At 69.1% G+C, this 16,998-nt stretch carries 13 protein-coding genes and 1 pseudogene; 8 read left to right on the top strand and 6 right to left on the bottom strand.

Annotated features, from left to right (window positions below; genetic code table 11):
* From rpsR to rpsF, 3 genes are all read right to left on the bottom strand, one after another.
* A complete protein-coding gene (gene rpsR, locus GTW40_RS30550; RefSeq protein WP_003949403.1) occupies positions 1-237 on the bottom strand; it encodes a 30S ribosomal protein S18 in 237 nt (78 codons plus the stop codon).
* A gap of 41 nt (positions 238-278) precedes the next feature.
* A complete protein-coding gene (locus tag GTW40_RS30545; RefSeq protein WP_161183375.1) occupies positions 279-869 on the bottom strand; it encodes a single-stranded DNA-binding protein in 591 nt (196 codons plus the stop codon).
* A gap of 77 nt (positions 870-946) precedes the next feature.
* Positions 947-1,237 (bottom strand): 30S ribosomal protein S6, encoded by a 291-nt coding sequence (gene rpsF, locus GTW40_RS30540; RefSeq protein ID WP_003975025.1) that lies wholly within the window; start codon positions 1,235-1,237, stop codon positions 947-949.
* 278 nt (positions 1,238-1,515) lie between these two features.
* Between rpsF and GTW40_RS30535 the strand changes: the two genes are divergently transcribed.
* The 3 genes from GTW40_RS30535 to GTW40_RS30525 all read left to right on the top strand — a co-directional run bounded on the left by GTW40_RS30535 (position 1,516) and on the right by GTW40_RS30525 (position 4,280).
* Positions 1,516-1,833 carry a hypothetical protein gene (locus GTW40_RS30535; protein ID WP_161183374.1) on the top strand — a complete coding sequence of 106 codons (318 nt, stop codon included), beginning with the start codon at positions 1,516-1,518 and terminating at the stop codon, positions 1,831-1,833.
* 193 nt (positions 1,834-2,026) lie between these two features.
* Positions 2,027-3,148 carry a peptidoglycan bridge formation glycyltransferase FemA/FemB family protein gene (locus GTW40_RS30530; protein ID WP_161183373.1) on the top strand — a complete coding sequence of 374 codons (1,122 nt, stop codon included), beginning with the start codon at positions 2,027-2,029 and terminating at the stop codon, positions 3,146-3,148.
* A gap of 100 nt (positions 3,149-3,248) precedes the next feature.
* On the top strand, positions 3,249-4,280 hold the full coding sequence (locus GTW40_RS30525) for an alanine racemase (RefSeq protein WP_161183372.1): 1,032 nt from the start codon (positions 3,249-3,251) through the stop codon (positions 4,278-4,280).
* A 105-nt stretch (positions 4,281-4,385) separates the two neighbouring features.
* Here GTW40_RS30525 and GTW40_RS30520 read toward each other — a convergent pair whose 3' ends face one another.
* Both GTW40_RS30520 and GTW40_RS30515 read right to left on the bottom strand, forming a co-directional pair.
* Positions 4,386-5,879, bottom strand: a complete 1,494-nt coding sequence (locus tag GTW40_RS30520) for a glycosyltransferase 87 family protein (RefSeq protein WP_202486630.1) — start codon at positions 5,877-5,879, stop codon at positions 4,386-4,388.
* Between the two features lie 128 nt (positions 5,880-6,007).
* Positions 6,008-8,683 carry a transglycosylase domain-containing protein gene (locus GTW40_RS30515; protein WP_161183370.1) on the bottom strand — a complete coding sequence of 892 codons (2,676 nt, stop codon included), beginning with the start codon at positions 8,681-8,683 and terminating at the stop codon, positions 6,008-6,010.
* Between the two features lie 364 nt (positions 8,684-9,047).
* Between GTW40_RS30515 and GTW40_RS30510 the strand changes: the two genes are divergently transcribed.
* From GTW40_RS30510 to GTW40_RS30500, 3 genes are all read left to right on the top strand, one after another.
* Complete coding sequence (locus GTW40_RS30510; RefSeq protein WP_161183369.1) at positions 9,048-9,731, top strand: PadR family transcriptional regulator; 684 nt, start codon at positions 9,048-9,050, stop codon at positions 9,729-9,731.
* Between the two features lie 44 nt (positions 9,732-9,775).
* A complete protein-coding gene (locus GTW40_RS30505) occupies positions 9,776-10,858 on the top strand; it encodes an inositol-3-phosphate synthase (RefSeq protein ID WP_161183368.1) in 1,083 nt (360 codons plus the stop codon).
* A gap of 95 nt (positions 10,859-10,953) precedes the next feature.
* The gene (locus GTW40_RS30500; protein WP_161183367.1) at positions 10,954-12,264 is read left to right on the top strand and encodes an MFS transporter; all 1,311 of its coding nucleotides are present in this window, start codon (positions 10,954-10,956) and stop codon (positions 12,262-12,264) included.
* 44 nt (positions 12,265-12,308) lie between these two features.
* Here GTW40_RS30500 and GTW40_RS30495 read toward each other — a convergent pair whose 3' ends face one another.
* On the bottom strand, positions 12,309-13,775 hold the full coding sequence (locus GTW40_RS30495; RefSeq protein ID WP_161183366.1) for a CCA tRNA nucleotidyltransferase: 1,467 nt from the start codon (positions 13,773-13,775) through the stop codon (positions 12,309-12,311).
* A gap of 262 nt (positions 13,776-14,037) precedes the next feature.
* Here GTW40_RS30495 and GTW40_RS30490 point away from each other — a divergent pair, with 262 nt between their 5' ends.
* Together GTW40_RS30490 and GTW40_RS30485 are read left to right on the top strand one after the other, a co-directional pair.
* Positions 14,038-16,404: a DUF6049 family protein gene (locus tag GTW40_RS30490; protein WP_161183365.1), complete on the top strand. Its 2,367-nt coding sequence runs from the start codon at positions 14,038-14,040 to the stop codon at positions 16,402-16,404.
* Between the two features lie 46 nt (positions 16,405-16,450).
* Positions 16,451-16,998: pseudogene (locus GTW40_RS30485) on the top strand (murein biosynthesis integral membrane protein MurJ); the annotation flags it as partial.

Here is a 16,998-nt window from a genome sequence, read left to right as displayed (position 1 = left end):
TTATCGCGCGGTGGACGTGTAGGGCAGCAGCGCCATCTCACGGCTGTTCTTCACGGCCGTGGCGACGTCACGCTGGTGCTGCGTGCAGTTGCCGGTCACGCGGCGGGCACGGATCTTGCCGCGGTCGGAAATGAACTTCCGCAGCATGTTCGTGTCCTTGTAGTCCACGTACGTGACCTTGTCCTTGCAGAAAGCGCAGACCTTCTTCTTAGGCTTGCGCACAGGCGGCTTCGCCATGGTGTTTCTCCTGTGTGATCAAGAAGTGGGAATGCGAGCCCCTAGAAGGGGGGCTCGTCCGAGTAGCCACCGCCGCCGCCAGAGCCACCGGAGCCGCCGGAGCCACCGCCCCAGCCGCCGCCACCCTGGTTGCCACCGGCAGGAGCGCCGGAAGCCCACGGGTCGTCGGCAGGAGCGCCGCCCTGGTTGCCGCCGGAGCCACCGCCCCAGCCGCCGCCACCGCCGCCGTATCCGCCCTGGCCGCCGCGTGCGCCGCCGCCACCGCCGCCGGAGGTCTTGGTGACCTTGGCCGTCGCACTGCGCAGGCTGGGGCCGACCTCCTCGACGTCCAGCTCGAAGACCGTGCGCTTGACGCCCTCACGGTCGTCGTAGGACCGCTGCTTCAGCCGGCCCTGCACGATGACGCGCATACCGCGCTGGAGGGACTCCGCGACGTTCTCCGCCGCCTGACGCCAGACCGAGCAGGTCAGGAACAGGCTCTCGCCGTCCTTCCACTCGTTGGTCTGCCGGTCGAAGGTGCGGGGAGTGGACGCGACGCGGAACTTCGCGACCGCCGCACCGGACTGGGTGAAGCGCAGCTCGGGGTCGTCGACAAGATTGCCGACGACCGTGATGACGGTCTCGCCTGCCATGGGGGAACCTCTCGGCGGGATTGCTGCTCTGGCTGCTTGGTTGCTACTCGAATCCCGAGATCAGCTGAGCCGAGGGCTCAGTGCATCTCGGGGCGGAGGACCTTGGTCCGGAGGACCGACTCGTTCAGGTTCATCTGGCGGTCGAGCTCCTTGACGACCGCAGGCTCGGCCTGCAGGTCGATGACCGAGTAGATGCCCTCGGGCTTCTTCTTGATCTCGTACGACAGACGACGACGGCCCCAGGTGTCGACCTTCTCCACCTTGCCGCCGCCATCGCGGACGACAGAGAGGAAGTTCTCGATCAGCGGGGAGACCGAACGCTCCTCGAGATCGGGGTCGAGGATGACCATCACCTCGTAGTGACGCATGTGGAACCCACCTCCTTTGGACTCAGCGGCCACGGTCGTTCCGTGGCAGGAGGGTCGTGATGCGTGCGCAACGGTATCGGCCGCCACTGACAGTCGGAGGCTTCCAAGGAAGTTCCGCGCAGTGACCTGGAAAGGTGCGGGCAGACACCGGTGCAGACGTTACAGAGTACCCGCACACCGGCTTCCGGTTGAAATCAGGCCGTGGGGGCAGCCAATCTGTACACATCGGGTGTGTAAGGCGCTACAGTGCGCCGCCGCTATCCGCAGGAGGTGCCCACATGGCACAGGCATCGTTCCCGAACATCGCCGGCTCCCTCTTCGCCACCGACGGAAAGCCCCATCCGCTTCAGGACACCCTGACGGTGGCGACGCTGGTCCTCGGACTGCTCTCCTTCATCACGTCCTTCTTCACCGGCCTCCACCTGCTCGCCTCATGGGCCGGCCTGGTGGGGATCGTCGGCGGCGCGTACGGACAGTGGATCTCGGTGACCACGCGCGAGCGCTTCGGCCTGGTCGTGGGGCTCGGCCTCTCCGGCATCGGCTTCCTGATCGGCATGTCGAACGGCGGCCTGTTCGGCGGTCTGATCGGCAGCTGACCCACCCGACACCCCGCGCACAGCACCCCCGCACCACATCCACGAAGACGCCCGGGGGCTACTTCCCGGCCACCGGCCGGGAAGTAGGTGCCGTACGCCCCAGTCGGGGCGCTCGCACCGGGCAGTAGGCTTCGGCGCGAGAGCCGGAGCCCCTGTACCCATGGGGACACACCAGCCCGAGGAGCGCCCCGACATGAGCCTGACCCTGAGGACCATCAGCCGCGAGCAGCATCTGGCCTATATCCAGAGCCTGCCGGCGGCTAGCCACATGCAGGTCCCGGCATGGGCAGATGTGAAGGCCGAGTGGCGCTCGGAGAGCCTCGGCTGGTTCGACGAGCGCACCGGCGAGATGGTCGGCGCCGGGCTGGTCCTCTACCGCCAGCTGCCCAAGATCAAGCGCTACCTCGCCTACCTCCCCGAGGGACCGGTCATCAACTGGTTCGCGCCGAACCTGGAGGAGTGGCTCCAGCCGATGCTGGCCCACCTCAAGCACCAGGGCGCGTTCTCCGTGAAGATGGGCCCGCCGGTGATCATCCGCCGCTGGAACTCGGAGACCATCAAGAAGGGCATCCAGAGCCCGGACGTGAAGCGCCTGCGCGACATGGAGGCCGACTTCATCGAGCCGCGCGCCTTCGAGGTGTCCGACAAGCTTCGCCGCATGGGCTGGCAGCAGGGCGAGGACGGCGGCGCCGGCTTCGGCGACGTGCAGCCTCGCTACGTCTTCCAGGTGCCGCTCGCCAACCGCTCCCTGGAAGAGGTCCACAAGAACTTCAACCAGCTGTGGCGCCGCAACATCAAGAAGGCCGAGAAGGCCGGCGTCGAGGTCGTCCAGGGCGGCTACCAGGACCTGGCTGAGTGGCAGCGGCTGTACGAGATCACCGCGGTGCGCGACCACTTCCGGCCGCGCCCGCTGTCGTATTTCCAGCGCATGTGGACGGCCCTCAACACCGAGGACCCCAACCGGATGCGGCTGTACTTCGCCCGCCACAACGGCGTGAACCTGTCGGCGGCGACCATGCTGATCGTCGGCGGCCACGTCTGGTACTCCTACGGCGCCTCCGACAACATCGGCCGCGAGGTCCGGCCCTCCAACGCCATGCAGTGGCGCATGCTGCGCGACGCCTACGCGCTCGGCGGCACCGTCTACGACCTGCGCGGCATCTCCGACTCGCTGGACGAGACGGACCACCTGTTCGGCCTGATCCAGTTCAAGGTCGGCACGGGCGGTCAGGCGGCCGAGTACCTGGGCGAGTGGGACTTCCCGCTGAACAAGCTGCTCCACAAGGCTCTCGACATCTACATGTCGCGCCGCTGAGCAGCGGACCTTTGATTCCATAGCCTTCGAGCGGCCCTCACCGGCCGCACGGCTCCACCCCCTGATCCACCCCAGCCACGAGAAAGGTTCCGGTCCGGCCATGGCGCTCACGCTCTACGTCGACACCGCGCGCTGGCGGGCGCACCACAAGCACGTGCAGGAGCAGTTCCCGGGACTCGTCCCGGTCTGCAAGGGCAACGGCTACGGCTTCGGGCACGACCGGCTGGCGGAGGAGGCCACCCGACTGGGCTCCGACATCCTCGCCGTCGGCACCACGTACGAGGCCGCGCGCATCAAGGACTGGTTCAGCGGCGACCTGCTCGTCCTGACGCCCTACCGGCGCGGCGAGGAGCCGGTGCCGCTGCCGGACCGCGTGGTGCGGTCGGTGTCGTCGGTCGACGGCGTGTACGGCCTCGTGGGCGCCCGTGTCGTCATCGAGGTGATGTCCTCGATGAAGCGGCACGGCATCAGCGAGCAGGACCTGCCGCAGCTGCACCAGGCCATCGAGAACGTCCGCCTGGAGGGCTTCGCCATCCACCTCCCGCTGGACCGCACCGACGGCACCGACGCGGTCGACGAGGTCATCGGCTGGCTGGACCGGCTGCGCGCGGCCCGGCTGCCGCTGCACACCATGTTCGTCAGCCACCTCAAGGCCGACGAACTCGCCCGGCTCCAGCAGCAGTTCCCGCAGACCCGGTTCCGCGCGCGGATCGGCACGCGGCTGTGGCTGGGGGACCACGACGCCACCGAGTACCGCGGCGCCGTCCTGGACGTCACGCGCGTCGCCAAGGGCGACCGCTTCGGCTACCGGCAGCAGAAGGCGGCCTCCGACGGCTATCTGGTGGTCGTGGCGGGCGGTACGTCGCACGGAGTGGGCCTGGAGGCCCCAAAGGCGCTGCACGGCGTCATGCCGCGTGCCAAGGGCGTCGCACGGGCCGGCCTCGCCACGGTGAACCGGAACCTGGCCCCGTTCGTCTGGGGCGGCAAGCAGCGGTGGTTCGCCGAGCCGCCGCACATGCAGGTGTCGATCCTCTTCGTGCCGTCGGACGCCCCCGAGCCGCAGGTCGGTGACGAACTGGTGGCCCACCTGCGGCACACCACCACGCAGTTCGACCGGATCGTCGACCGCTAGAGCACCCCGCGCAAGCGGAGAAAGGCCGTGTACGAGGTGCTCGTACACGGCCTTTCTCAGGTCCGGCCTCCCGGCCGGGACGGTCCGCGCCCGCGGTGAGCCCGCTCAGGGCGTGGGCTCGCCCGGCACTCCCCATCGCAGCCGGAGCGCCTCGGCGGGTTCGGCGGCCCGCCGGTCCTGCGCGGCGCCGCCCAGGACGAACACGTCAGGCGCACCGTCGAGGACCCCGCCCGAGGGATCGTCGTCCCCGGCCCTGCGCACCACGTCCCGCTCCGGCATGAGGATGTCCCGGACGACCACGGCGCACAGGTACAGCGTGCCCAGCAGGTGCAGGGCGATCGCCCAGTGGTAGCCGTTCGTGGGCAGCCCCTTGTGGGCGTCTCCGCTGGTCGTGTACGCGAGGTACATCCAGATACCGAGGAAGTACGCCACCTCGCCCGCCTGCCAGACGAGGAAGTCCCGCCACTTGGGCCGGGCCAGCACGGCCAGCGGCACCAGCCACAGAACGTACTGCGGGGAGTAGACCTTGTTGGTGAGGATGAAGGCGGCCACCATCAGGAAGGCCAGCTGCGCGAAACGCGGGCGGCGCGGGGCGAAGAACGCCAGCGCCGCGATCCCGACGAAGGACAGCACGACCAGTGCGCTGGCCGTCGTGTTCACGAAGTCGATGCTGGGCGGGTTGCTGGAGTTCTGCGCCCAGATCAGCCAGAACGAGCCGAAGTCGACGGACCGGTCGTGGCTGAACGTGTAGAACTTCGACCAGCCGGGGAAGGCGAACAGCATCACCGGCAGGTTCACCACGAGCCAGGCGGCCACCGCGCCGCCCGCCGCCTGGAAGAACGCCCGCCATTTACCGGCCCGCCAGCACAGCACGAGCAGCGGTCCGAGCAGGAAGACGGGGTAGAGCTTGGCGGCCGTGGCGAGCCCGAGCAGCACGCCGAAGGCGACCGGACGGCTTCGCGACCACATGAACATCGCGGCGGCGGTCAGGGCCACCGCCAGCAGGTCCCAGTTGATGGTGGCGGTCAGGGCGAAGGCGGGCGCCAGGGCGACCAGCAGACCGTCCCAGGGGCGTCGCCGGTGCGTACGGGCCACGCAGACGGCGATGACCGCGGCGCAGATCATCAGCATCGCGGCGTTGACGAACCAGTACCACTGCTCCTGCTGCTGGATGCTGCCGCTGCCCGGGGTGAGCCAGGCGGCGACTTCCATGAACACGCCGGTCAGGACCGGGTATTCGAGGTAATCCATGTCGCCCGGGAGCTTGTCGAAGTACGGCACGAGCCCGTCGGCGAAGCCGCGCCCCTGGTAGAGGTGCGGGATGTCCGAGTAGCAGGCGTGCGTGTACTGCGAACTGGCCCCGAAGAACCAGGCACCGTTGTAGCAGGGCGCCTTCTGGACGAGGCCGAGGACGAACATGCCGATCGCCACGAGGGCGATGACCCTGACCGGTGTCCACCAGGACGTTCCGAGCAGGGCACGCCGCCCGACCGGGCCGCCGATCAGCTCACTGCCGACCGCGGCGATCTCGTCCTCCCGGGTCGGTCGTACCGTCTCCGGCTCGGCCACGCGCACGGGCGTCGTTTCAGCACTGGGCATGGGGCACATCCTGCCGTACGCACCCCCGTAAACGCCGAGGGCCGCCGCACCTCGTAGGTGCGGCGGCCCATGTTTCACGTGAAACGGGCGTACCGGTTATCAGGGGCACAACCGGTCATTCGGACGAGCTAGCCGCCCTGACCTCCGAAGAAGGTCCCCCTGCTGGTACCCGTACCTGTGGTTTCCGTGGCTGAGGTACTCGGGCTGGGGTCACCGGCTCCACCGGTGTCGGTACCACCGTTGAAGCCGCCGGTGTCATTACCGCCGTTCCCGCCGTTCCCACCGTTGCCATTGCCGCCGTTGCCATTGCCACCGTCACGGCAGCCGAAGAAGCCACAGGTGATGGTGGCCGACGGCGACGGCTCCAGCTCGGACTCGCTCGGCGACGGGCTCGGCGACGGGCTCGTGGTCGGGGTCTGCGTGGCCGACGGGACGGGCGCGGGGCTCGGTTCGACGTTGAGCGCCTTGCCGAGCGGAACCGGGGTCGGGAACTTCGCCGGCGGCTCGTTCTGCAGCGCCTCGATCATGTAGTCGTGCCAGATCTGCGCGGGGAACGACGCGCCGTGGATCTCCTTCTGCCCACCGGTTCCGTACATCTCCAGGAACTTGCGGTCCTTGGGCTTCGCCTGGTCGTCCATCCGGAACATGCTGATCGCGGTGGACAGCTGGGGGGTGTACCCGACGAACCAGGCCGACTTGTTGCCGTCGGTGGTACCGGTCTTGCCGGCCACGTCGCGGCCGGGCAGCCGGGCAGCGGTACCCGTGCCCTTGTCGACCACGGTCTTCAGGACGTCGGTGACGTTGTCGGCCACATCCGACGTGAAGGCGTCCTTGGACTTGGTCTTGTGGGTGTATATGACCCCGTCCTTGCCACTGACCTGGGACACGGAGTACGGGTCCCGCTGCGTGCCGCTGGCCGCGAAGGTCGCGTACGAGCCGGCCATGCGAATCGCGCTGGGGTCCGAGGTACCGATGGAGAACGACGGGAAGCTGGAGCTGGCCAGGCTGTTCTCCAGGACACCCGCGTCCAGAGCGCTCTGCTTCACCTTGTCCAGTCCCACGTCCATGCCCAGCTGGACGAAGGCGGAGTTGACCGAGAACCGCATGGCGTACCGCAGATCGATCTTGTAGTCGGGAGGGTTGCCCTTCGACTCGTCACCGTCGTTGGCCTGGAGCCACTCCTTGCCCTCCTTGTCGGTCCAGACCCTGCCGTTGTACTCCTGGATCTTGAGCTTGTTCTTGCCGCTGTACAGGCTCTTCCAGGAGGCCTTGGTGCGCTCGTCCTGCGGCTGCTCCTCAGGACCGTCCGGGTCCCGCACGCCCCACTTCATGGCCGCCGCCAGCACGAAGGGCTTGAACGTCGAACCCACCTGGGCGCCGGTGGCGTCCGCGTTGTCCGTGAAGTGCTTGGTCCAGTCCTCGCCACCGTAAATGGCCTTGATGGCACCCGACTTCGGATCGACGGACGCGCCGCCGAACTGGACGTACTTGTCGGTGTCCTTACGCAGCTCGGGCTTGATGTTCGCCTTCCGGACGGTCTCGACAGCCTTCTCGAGCTGACCGACCTTCTTCTTGTCGAAGGTCGTCCGGATCGTATAGCCGCCCTGCTGGAGCTTGTCCGCGGTGACCCCGGTCTCCTTGTGGGAGATCAGGTAGCCCTTGGCCAGGTCGACCAGGTAGCCGATCTGCCCGCTCAGCTGACCGTTCGCGTGCGGGCTCTGCACCGTGGGGAGCTTCGTGTACTTGCTTCGCTCGGCCGCGCTCAGATGGTTGTACTCGACCATCTTGCTGAGCGTGTCCTGCATCTGCCGCGTCGCCCTCGCGGTGTTGGCAGCGGGCGTGGCGGACGGGTCGATCGACACCGCTCCCGCGGGGTCGTAGTACGTGGCGCCCTTGAGCATCGCCGCAAGGAACGCGCACTCGCCCGCGTCCAGATCCTTGGCGTCCTTGTCGAAGTACGCCCGCGCGGCGGCCTGGATGCCGTAGGCGCCGCGGCCGTAGTAGGCGGAGTTCAGGTAGCCGGCCATGACCTCCTCCTTGGGGACCGTGGCACCTACCTTGATGGCGATGAAGATCTCCTTGAACTTGCGGGAGATCGTCTGCGACTGGTCGTCCAGCCTGGCGTTCTTGACGTACTGCTGGGTGATGGTGGAGCCACCCTGCGTCTGACCGCCCCGGGCCATGTTGACGAAGGCGCGCGCGATGCCGACGGGGTCGACGCCGCTGTCCGTCTCGAAGGTCTTGTTCTCCTGGGAGATCACGGCGTACCGCATCTCCGCAGGGATCTGGGCGTAGTTGAGGTTCTGCCGGTTGATCTCGCCACCGGTCGCGACCATCACGGAACCGTCGGACCACTCATAGACGTTGTTCTGCGCGTTGGCGGTCTTCGCGACGTCCGGCACCGCGACCATCGCGTACCCGATGCCCGCTACGGCCACCAGGCTTCCGAAGAAGGCGACGCAGACCGTGGCCACGAGTTTCCATGACGGCAGCCAGCGCTGCCAGCCGTCCTTGCCCGCGCGGGGATAGTCGATGAACCTCGGGCTGGCGGAGGCCGCGGCGGCACGGCCGCGCCCCGGGCCGGTGTTGTCGGGTCCTCGGCGGCGGCCGCCGCCTCTCTGGGTCGCGCGGCGCGCTTCGGCGCGACTGCCGTAGGCAGGCTCGTCACCATAGGAGTCGGCGGAGGGCTCGGCGGCGCCTCTCGGGGCCGCTCGGCGGCCGGAGGACGGGCCGGGCTGGCCGCGTCGGGCCGCGGCACGTCCGCCTCCCTGCGGCGGCGGCGGTTTGCGACGGTGCTCGCTCATCGAACGATTACTCCTCGGGCAGGCGCACCCGTGCGCGCCTGGAAACAGCGGCTGGTTTCCGGTCCCCCCGAAATACGGATGTGGTCGTTACTGCATTCACCCGTACTGCACCGGGGACCACGACGCCCCCCAAGCGCCCCTCGGTTCCCGGTGGTGTGCATGCCGCACAGACTACGCACCGTCAAAACCTTGCGATCCTTGAAGTTCACCCCAAATCAGGCAACTTGCCGCGTACGAATCGGTGATGTGATCCCGTTCACCATCCGCCCTCTTGTCGCATGCCGGAGGTCGTTCTATCGTCGGGATGTATCGAGTCGATACATCAGCGCGAGATAAAGACGCTGTGTGCCGAGAGGAGGCGCTCATGAGCCGGCGTTCCGGCATCCTTGAGTTCGCCGTACTCGGGCTGTTGCGCGAGTCTCCGATGCACGGCTACGAACTGCGCAAACGACTCAATACATCCCTGGGTGTGTTCCGGGCCTTCAGCTACGGAACGCTGTACCCCTGCCTCAAGACGCTGGTCGCGAACGGCTGGTTGATCGAGGAACCCGGCAACACCCGCGAAGACGCTCTGGCGGCTCCCCTCACCGGACGCCGCGCGAAGATCGTCTACCGGCTGACGGCCGAAGGTAAGGAGCACTTCGAGGAGCTGCTCTCGCAGACCGGCCCGGACGCGTACGAGGACGAGCACTTCGCCGCGCGGTTCGCCTTCTTCGGGCAGACCTCGCGCGATGTGCGGATGCGCGTGCTGGAGGGCCGGCGCAGCCGTCTGGAGGAGCGTCTGGAGAAGATGCGCTCCTCCCTGTCCCGCACGCGGGAGCGGCTGGACGACTACACGCTCGAGCTCCAGCGCCACGGAATGGAGTCCGTGGAGCGTGAGGTGCGCTGGCTGAACGAGCTCATCGAAAGCGAGCGGGCCGGGCGCGACCTGAGGGGGTCGGAGTCCGGGGAGTCCGCTCAGCAGGACACCACATCTGGATCGGCGGGCGGCCTGCCCCGTCCCAGGGACCTCCCGGGGACGGATACGCCCGGCGACACCGCCACGTGACGACCCACTCGGGGCGTCACTCGTACACACAGGGAGCAACCGGAATGGGTTCGGTTCGCGTAGCCGTCGTCGGCGTGGGCAACTGCGCCGCGTCGCTGGTGCAGGGCGTCGAGTACTACAAGGACGCCGACCCGGCGTCCAAGGTCCCCGGCCTGATGCACGTGCAGTTCGGTGACTACCACGTGCGGGACATCGAGTTCGTGGCCGCCTTCGACGTCGACGCCAAGAAGGTCGGCCTCGACCTGTCGGACGCCATCGGCGCCTCCGAGAACAACACCATCAAGATCTGCGACGTCCCCACCACCGGTGTCACCGTGCAGCGCGGTCACACCCTCGACGGCCTCGGCAAGTACTACCGCGAGACCATCGAGGAGTCGGACGCCGAGCCGGTCGACGTCGTCCAGGTCCTGAAGGACAAGCAGGTCGACGTGTTGGTCTGCTACCTCCCGGTGGGCTCCGAGGCCGCCGCGAAGTTCTACGCCCAGTGCGCCATCGACGCCAAGGTCGCCTTCGTCAACGCCCTCCCCGTCTTCATCGCGGGCACCAAGGAGTGGGCGGACAAGTTCACCGAGGCGGGCGTCCCGATCGTCGGTGACGACATCAAGTCCCAGGTCGGCGCCACCATCACGCACCGCGTCATGGCGAAGCTGTTCGAGGACCGCGGTGTGGTCCTCGACCGCACGATGCAGCTGAACGTCGGCGGCAACATGGACTTCAAGAACATGCTCGAGCGCGAGCGCCTGGAGTCCAAGAAGATCTCCAAGACGCAGGCCGTCACCTCCCAGATCCCCGACCGGGACCTCGGCGAGAAGAACGTCCACATCGGCCCGTCCGACTACGTGGCCTGGCTGGACGACCGCAAGTGGGCCTACGTCCGCCTCGAGGGCCGTGCCTTCGGTGACGTCCCGCTGAACCTGGAGTACAAGCTCGAGGTCTGGGACTCCCCGAACTCGGCCGGCGTCATCATCGACGCCCTGCGCGCCGCGAAGATCGCCAAGGACCGCGGCATCGGCGGCCCGATCCTCTCCGCGTCCTCCTACTTCATGAAGTCCCCGCCGGTCCAGTACTTCGACGACGAGGCCCGCGAGAACGTCGAGAAGTTCATCCGCGGCGACGTCGAGCGCTAAAGCGGTCCCGCTCGCACGAGAACGCTCCTGCCAGGGCGCGGAAGGTCCCCGGGATCATCTCCCGGGGACCTTCCGCATGTGTGAGGCTGTCTCCCATGCCCGTCGCCCAGGATCTGCGCCGGTTGCTGCGGGTCCGGGACTTCCGGCGCCTGCTCGGTGTCCGCCTGCTCTCCCAGGGCGCCGACGGCGTCTACCAGGTCGCCCTCGCCACATACGTCGTCTTCTCCCCCGAGCGGCAGACCTCGGCCGCGGCGATCGCCTCGGCGATGGCGGTCCTGCTGCTCCCGTACTCTCTGGTCGGCCCCTTCGCAGGGGTCCTGCTGGACCGCTGGCGGCGCCGCCAGGTGTTCGTGTACGGCAACGCGCTGCGCGCCCTGCTGGCAGCGGCCACCGCCGTACTGATGGTCACGCGGGCGCCCGGCTGGCTCTTCTACGCTTCCGCGCTGTGCGTCACGGCCGTCAACCGTTTCGTCCTCGCGGGTCTGTCCGCCGCACTGCCGCGTGTGGTGGACGCCGACCGTCTGGTGCTGGCCAATTCGCTCTCCCCGACCGCCGGGACACTCGCCGCGACCGCGGGCGGCGGGCTCGCCTTCCTCATCCGCATGACGGGTCCGGATTCCGATGCCACGGTGGTGCTGACGGGCGCGGTCCTGTATCTGTGCGCCGGACTCACCGCCCTGAGCCTGGCGCCCGACCGGCTCGGCCCCGACCGGGCGCCCGCCCACCCACACCTGCGTGCGGCGCTCGCGGACACCGCGCGCGAGCTGTTCGCGGCCGTCCGGTACCTCGCGGCCCCCGCCGGCCGGGACGCGGCCTGGGCGCTCACGTCGATGGCCCTGATGCGCTTCTGCTACGGAGCGCTGCTCGTCCTGCTGCTCATGCTGTGCCGGTACGGCCTCGCCACGACCCCGCGGGAGGGCCTCGGCCTGCTCGGACTGGCCCTGGCACTGTCGGGAGCGGGGTTCTTCGCGGCGGCCGTGATCACTCCCTGGGCGGCGGGGCGGCTCGGCCCGGGACGCTGGATCGCGGCGTGCGCGGGCGGTGCTGCGGTGCTGGAGCCGTCCCTGGGTCTCCCTTTCGCCGCGGTCCCGCTGATGATCGCGGCCTTCGTGCTGGGCCTGACCACCCAGGGCGCCAAGATCGCCACGGACACGATCGTGCAGAAGTCCGTCGAGGACGGCTTCCGGGGCCGGGTCTTCTCCGTCTACGACGTTCTCTTCAACATCGCCTTCGTCGGGGCCGCTGCGGTCGCGGCCCTGATACTCCCGGCGGACGGCCGCTCACCGGCGGTCGTGGTCATCGTCGCCTGCCTCTACGGCACGGTCGCCGTGACGATGTACCGCGTTCCCTGGCGCCTGGACGGCGTGAGGGGCGGTGTTTCACGTGAAACACCGCCCCTCCGCTGAACCCTGGTCCGCGTTTCACGTGAAACACGGAGCCTCGGCCGACCTCAGTTCTGTCCGGCCCACCACTCCTTGAGGGACGCCACCGCCGCCTCGTGCTCCATCGGGCCGTTCTCCAGCCGCAACTCCAGCAGGAACTTATACGCCTGGCCGATGACCGGGCCTGGACCGACACCCAGGATCTCCATGATCTGGTTGCCATCGAGGTCCGGGCGGATCGCGTCCAGCTCCTCCTGCTCCTGGAGCTGGGCGATGCGCTCCTCCAGGCCGTCGTAGGCCCGGGACAGCGCGGCGGCCCGGCGCTTGTTCCGCGTGGTGCAGTCGGAGCGGGTCAGCTTGTGCAGGCGTTCCAGCAGGGGGCCCGCGTCACGGACATAACGGCGCACGGCCGAGTCCGTCCACTCGCCGGTGCCGTAGCCGTGGAAGCGCAGGTGCAGCTCGACGAGCTGCGAGACGTCCCTGACCAGCTCGTTCGAGTACTTCAGAGCCGTCATGCGCTTCTTGGTCATCTTCGCGCCGACCACCTCGTGGTGGTGGAAGGAGACCCGGCCGTCCTTCTCGAAGCGGCGCGTGCGCGGCTTGCCGATGTCGTGCAGCAGGGCGGCCAGCCGCAGCGCGAGGTCCGGGCCGTTCTCCTCCAGGGCGATCGCCTGCTCCAGCACGATCAGCGTGTGGTCGTAGACGTCCTTGTGCCGGTGGTGCTCGTCACGCTCCAGGCGCAGCGCCGGCAGCTCGGGCAGCACGTGCCCGGCGATGCCGGTGTCGACCAGGAGGGTCAGCCCCTTGCGGGGGTGGGCGGAGAGGATCAGCTTGTTCAGCTCGTCCCGGACGCGTTCGGCCGAGACGATCTCGATGCGTCCGGCCATCTCCGTCATCGCGGCGATCACACCGGGGTCCACCTCGAAGTCCAGCTGCGCGGCGAACCTGGCCGCCCGCATCATGCGCAGCGGGTCGTCCGAGAACGACTCCTCGGGCGTGCCGGGAGTGCGCAGCACCCGGGCCGCGAGGTCCTCCAAGCCGCCGTGCGGGTCGATGAACTCCTTCTCCGGCAGCGCGACGGCCATCGCGTTCACCGTGAAGTCGCGGCGGACCAGGTCCTCCTCGATGGAGTCGCCGTACGACACCTCGGGCTTGCGCGAGGTGCGGTCGTACGCCTCCGACCGGTAGGTGGTGATCTCGATCTGGAAGCGCCGGTCGGTGTCGCCGACGCGGGCGTCCTTCTGCGCGCCGACCGTGCCGAACGCGATCCCGACCTCCCATACGGCGTCCGCCCAGGGCCGGACGATCCGCAGGACGTCCTCGGGGCGCGCGTCGGTGGTGAAGTCCAGGTCGTTCCCGAGCCGGCCGAGCAGCGCGTCACGGACCGAGCCGCCCACCAGGGCGAGCGAGAACCCGGCCTCCTTGAAACGGCGGGCCAGGTCGTCGGCGACGGGAGCCACCCGCAGCAGCTCGCTCACCGCGCGCTGCTGCACCTGGCTCAGGGCAGCGGGAGTGTCTTCGTTGGGGTTCGGCACAACAGAAAAGGGTACGTGGCCCGGCCGACCGGCCGCGCCTCCTTAACCGGTGGCAGCCGACGGCGACGCCGTCCGGCATACCCGCACAAGGAGCAGTTCTTGCGGCGTACGCCACTGCTCCGCTTGATAGTGGATATAGGGGACAGGCCGACGCCGTACCCGATCTTGGGAAGCGGTCCGCGGCACTTCCCCTCAGCCGTCATCGTTACCATGCGGGGACGCACATTCCGACGACCACTGACGACGAGAGACGGGTTAGCGCGTGGCCGAGGCGGCAGACTTCCAGGGGACCAGTGCCTCACCTGCCCGCCGGTGGCTGCGGCGCACCGGGGCGCTGCTCGCGGGCGCGCCGCTGGTGGCCGGGTTGCTCCAGCTTTCCGCCGCGTCGCCCGCCCAGGCCGCGTCATCGGGCTCGGTCGCGGTCGAGCTGGACTCGCTCAGCCCCAGCGCGCCGACGGACGGCGACACGGTGACCGTGACCGGCACCGTCACCAACAACGGCAAGCAGACCGTGACCGGCGCCCACGTCGGCCTGCGGGTGGGCCCGCTGCTGAACACGCGCTCGGCGGTCGACGCGATCGCCCGGCATCCGCACTCCCTCCAGGGCGGTACCGGAACCGAGGTCGACGGCAAGTACGCGGAGAAGTTCCCCAAGCTCATCCCCGGTATCGCCGAGCACTTCAGCATCTCCGTCCCGGTGGACAAGCTCGACCTCAAGGGCGACGGCGTCTACACGTTCGGGGTCGCCGTGTCCGGCCAGACTCCCGCACGGCCCTGGGACCAGATGCTCGGTGTCGAGCGGACCTTCCTGCCCTGGCAGCCCGCGGACGCCGACACCACGACCAGGACCACGTTCCTGTGGCCGCTGATCTCCTCCGTCCGCATGACCGCGCGAACCGGCGCGGGCGAGTCGCAGACCCCGGTCTTCCGCGACGACGAGCTGGCCAAGGAGATCGCGCCCGGCGGCCGGCTCGCGCAGATGGTGGATCTGGGCAAGGGCCTCGACATCACATGGGTGATCGACCCCGACCTGCTGGCCTCTGTGGAGGCCATGGCGAAGGGCTACCGGATCAACGCGCCCGGCGGCACCACCACGCCCGGCCCCCGTGAGCACCAGGACATCGCCCGACAGTGGCTGGCCAACCTCCAGAAGGCCGTCACGGGCAAGGAAGTCGTCGCGCTGCCCTTCGGCGACCCGGACCTGGCCTCGCTCGCCCACACCGGCACCAGCGTCACCGGCTCGCTCAGCCACCTGAAGGACGCGACCGATGTCGCCGCCACGACCGTGAAGACCGTGCTCCATGTCACGCCGAGCACCGACTTCGCCTGGCCCGTCGAGGGCGCGGTGGACCCGTCGATCATGAAGGTCGCCACCTCCGCGGGCGCCGACCGGGTGATCGCCCGCAGTGACAGCCTCCGGGAGAGCTCGGGGCTGTCCTACACGCCGTCCGCCACCCGCCCGGTCGGCGGTGGCACCACGGCCGTGGTCGCCGACGCCCGGCTGTCCACGGCCTTCGAGGGCGATCTGACCAGGGCCGACACCTCCACGCTCGCCGTGCAGGAGTTCCTGGCCCAGAGCCTCGAGGTGAACGCGCAGACGGACAAGCAGCGCAGCATCGTGATCGCTCCTCAGCGGACGCCGACCGCGAGCCAGGCCCAGGCCATGGCGACGGCGCTGACGGCGCTCCAGAACGGCACCTGGTCCGAGGCCCAGGGGCTGAGCGCGGCGGCCAAGGCCAAGCCCGACCCCAACGCCACCACGCGCATTCCCTCCACGTCCGCCTACCCCGCCTCGCTGCGCAGGCAGGAGCTGCCGAAGTCGGCCTTCGAGCAGATCGCGCGCACGCAGGACAAGCTGGACAACTTCCAGGTGGTCCTCACGGACCAGTCCCGTGTGGTCACGCCGTTCGGGCGGGCCATAAACCGCGGGATGTCCACGTCGTGGCGGGGTCACCGCGCCGACGGTGACGCCTTCCGGGGCGGCGTGGAGAGCTGGCTCGACGATCTGGCGGGCCAGGTCAAGCTGATCGACAAGTCGGAGACCAAGCTCTCCGGGCGCAGCGCGACCATCCCGGTCACCGTGCAGAACAACCTCGTGCAGCCCGTCGGCCACCTGTATCTGCGGCTCACCTCGACCATGCCGACCCGTCTGAAGATCGGAGGCAAGGCGTACTACGAGCAGCCCGTCGACGTCTCCGGCGGCCACAGCCAGTCCGTCAAGTTCACCACCTCGGCCAACGCCAACGGCCGCGTCGGAGTGATCGCGCAGCTGTACACCGAGGACGGCACGGAATACGGCGACCCCGTCAGCTTCGACGTGAAGGTCACCGAGGTCACGCCCACGGTGATGCTGGTCATCGGCGGCGGTGTGCTCCTGCTGGTGCTCGCCGGGTTCCGGATGTACACCCAGCGCAAGCGCGCGGCGGCCCGCCGGGCCGAGCAGGAGGACGCGGCCGAGGACGGCACGGAAGGGGAGCCGGAGCAGTCCGGCACCCCCGAGGACGGCCCCACGACGGAGTCCTCCTCTCCTTCCGGGGCGGACGCGCCGGACCAGCCGAGTGACCCTGCACCGGACACCGCACCGGAAAGCGCCGACCCGTCCGGCACGGGTGAGAGAGTGGACCGTTGAGCGATGTCGTGGCCGGTCTGGCCCGGGACGATGAGGTGGGGTAACCATGAACGCGCCGTACGACGGTGACCGTGGCCAGGGCGCCGCCGGCTCGGGCCACCCCGAGACGTCGCCCGACCAGGGCCAGGTGCCGCCGCAGCCCGCGACCGACATGTACCTCCAGGACGCCTACGACCGGGACCCCTACCGGGAGCGCGAGCTGTCCGCCCAGGACCCGGTCGCCGAGGCGCTCTACGACCGTGCCGCGCACCCCCCGCCCCCACCGGGCAGCTACGACCGACAGCAGCCGCTGTACGCCCAGCCCTCGCAGTCGCCCTACGCGCCCGACCCCCGTGTGTGGGCCAACACCCCGGCGCCCGAGCCGGACGGCGACGCCACCCAGCATCTTCCGTACGGCGACAACCCGCGCACGACCCAGTTCGTGGGCGTGGACGACCTGGTCTCGCACTCGGGCGAGGAGTACCACGAGCCCGACGCCTTCGCGCATCTGCTGAAGGACCAGCAACACGGCGGCGCCTCCGCGGCGAAGGGCGCGCGGACCGCCTCCGGGCCGTCTGCGCCGGGCCCCGCCGGACCGGGCGCTCCACAGCCGCC

It is taken from the genome of Streptomyces sp. SID4985 (assembly GCF_009863025.1).
Lineage (GTDB): Bacteria > Actinomycetota > Actinomycetes > Streptomycetales > Streptomycetaceae > Streptomyces.
This window is presented reverse-complemented; position numbering and strand designations above follow the sequence as displayed.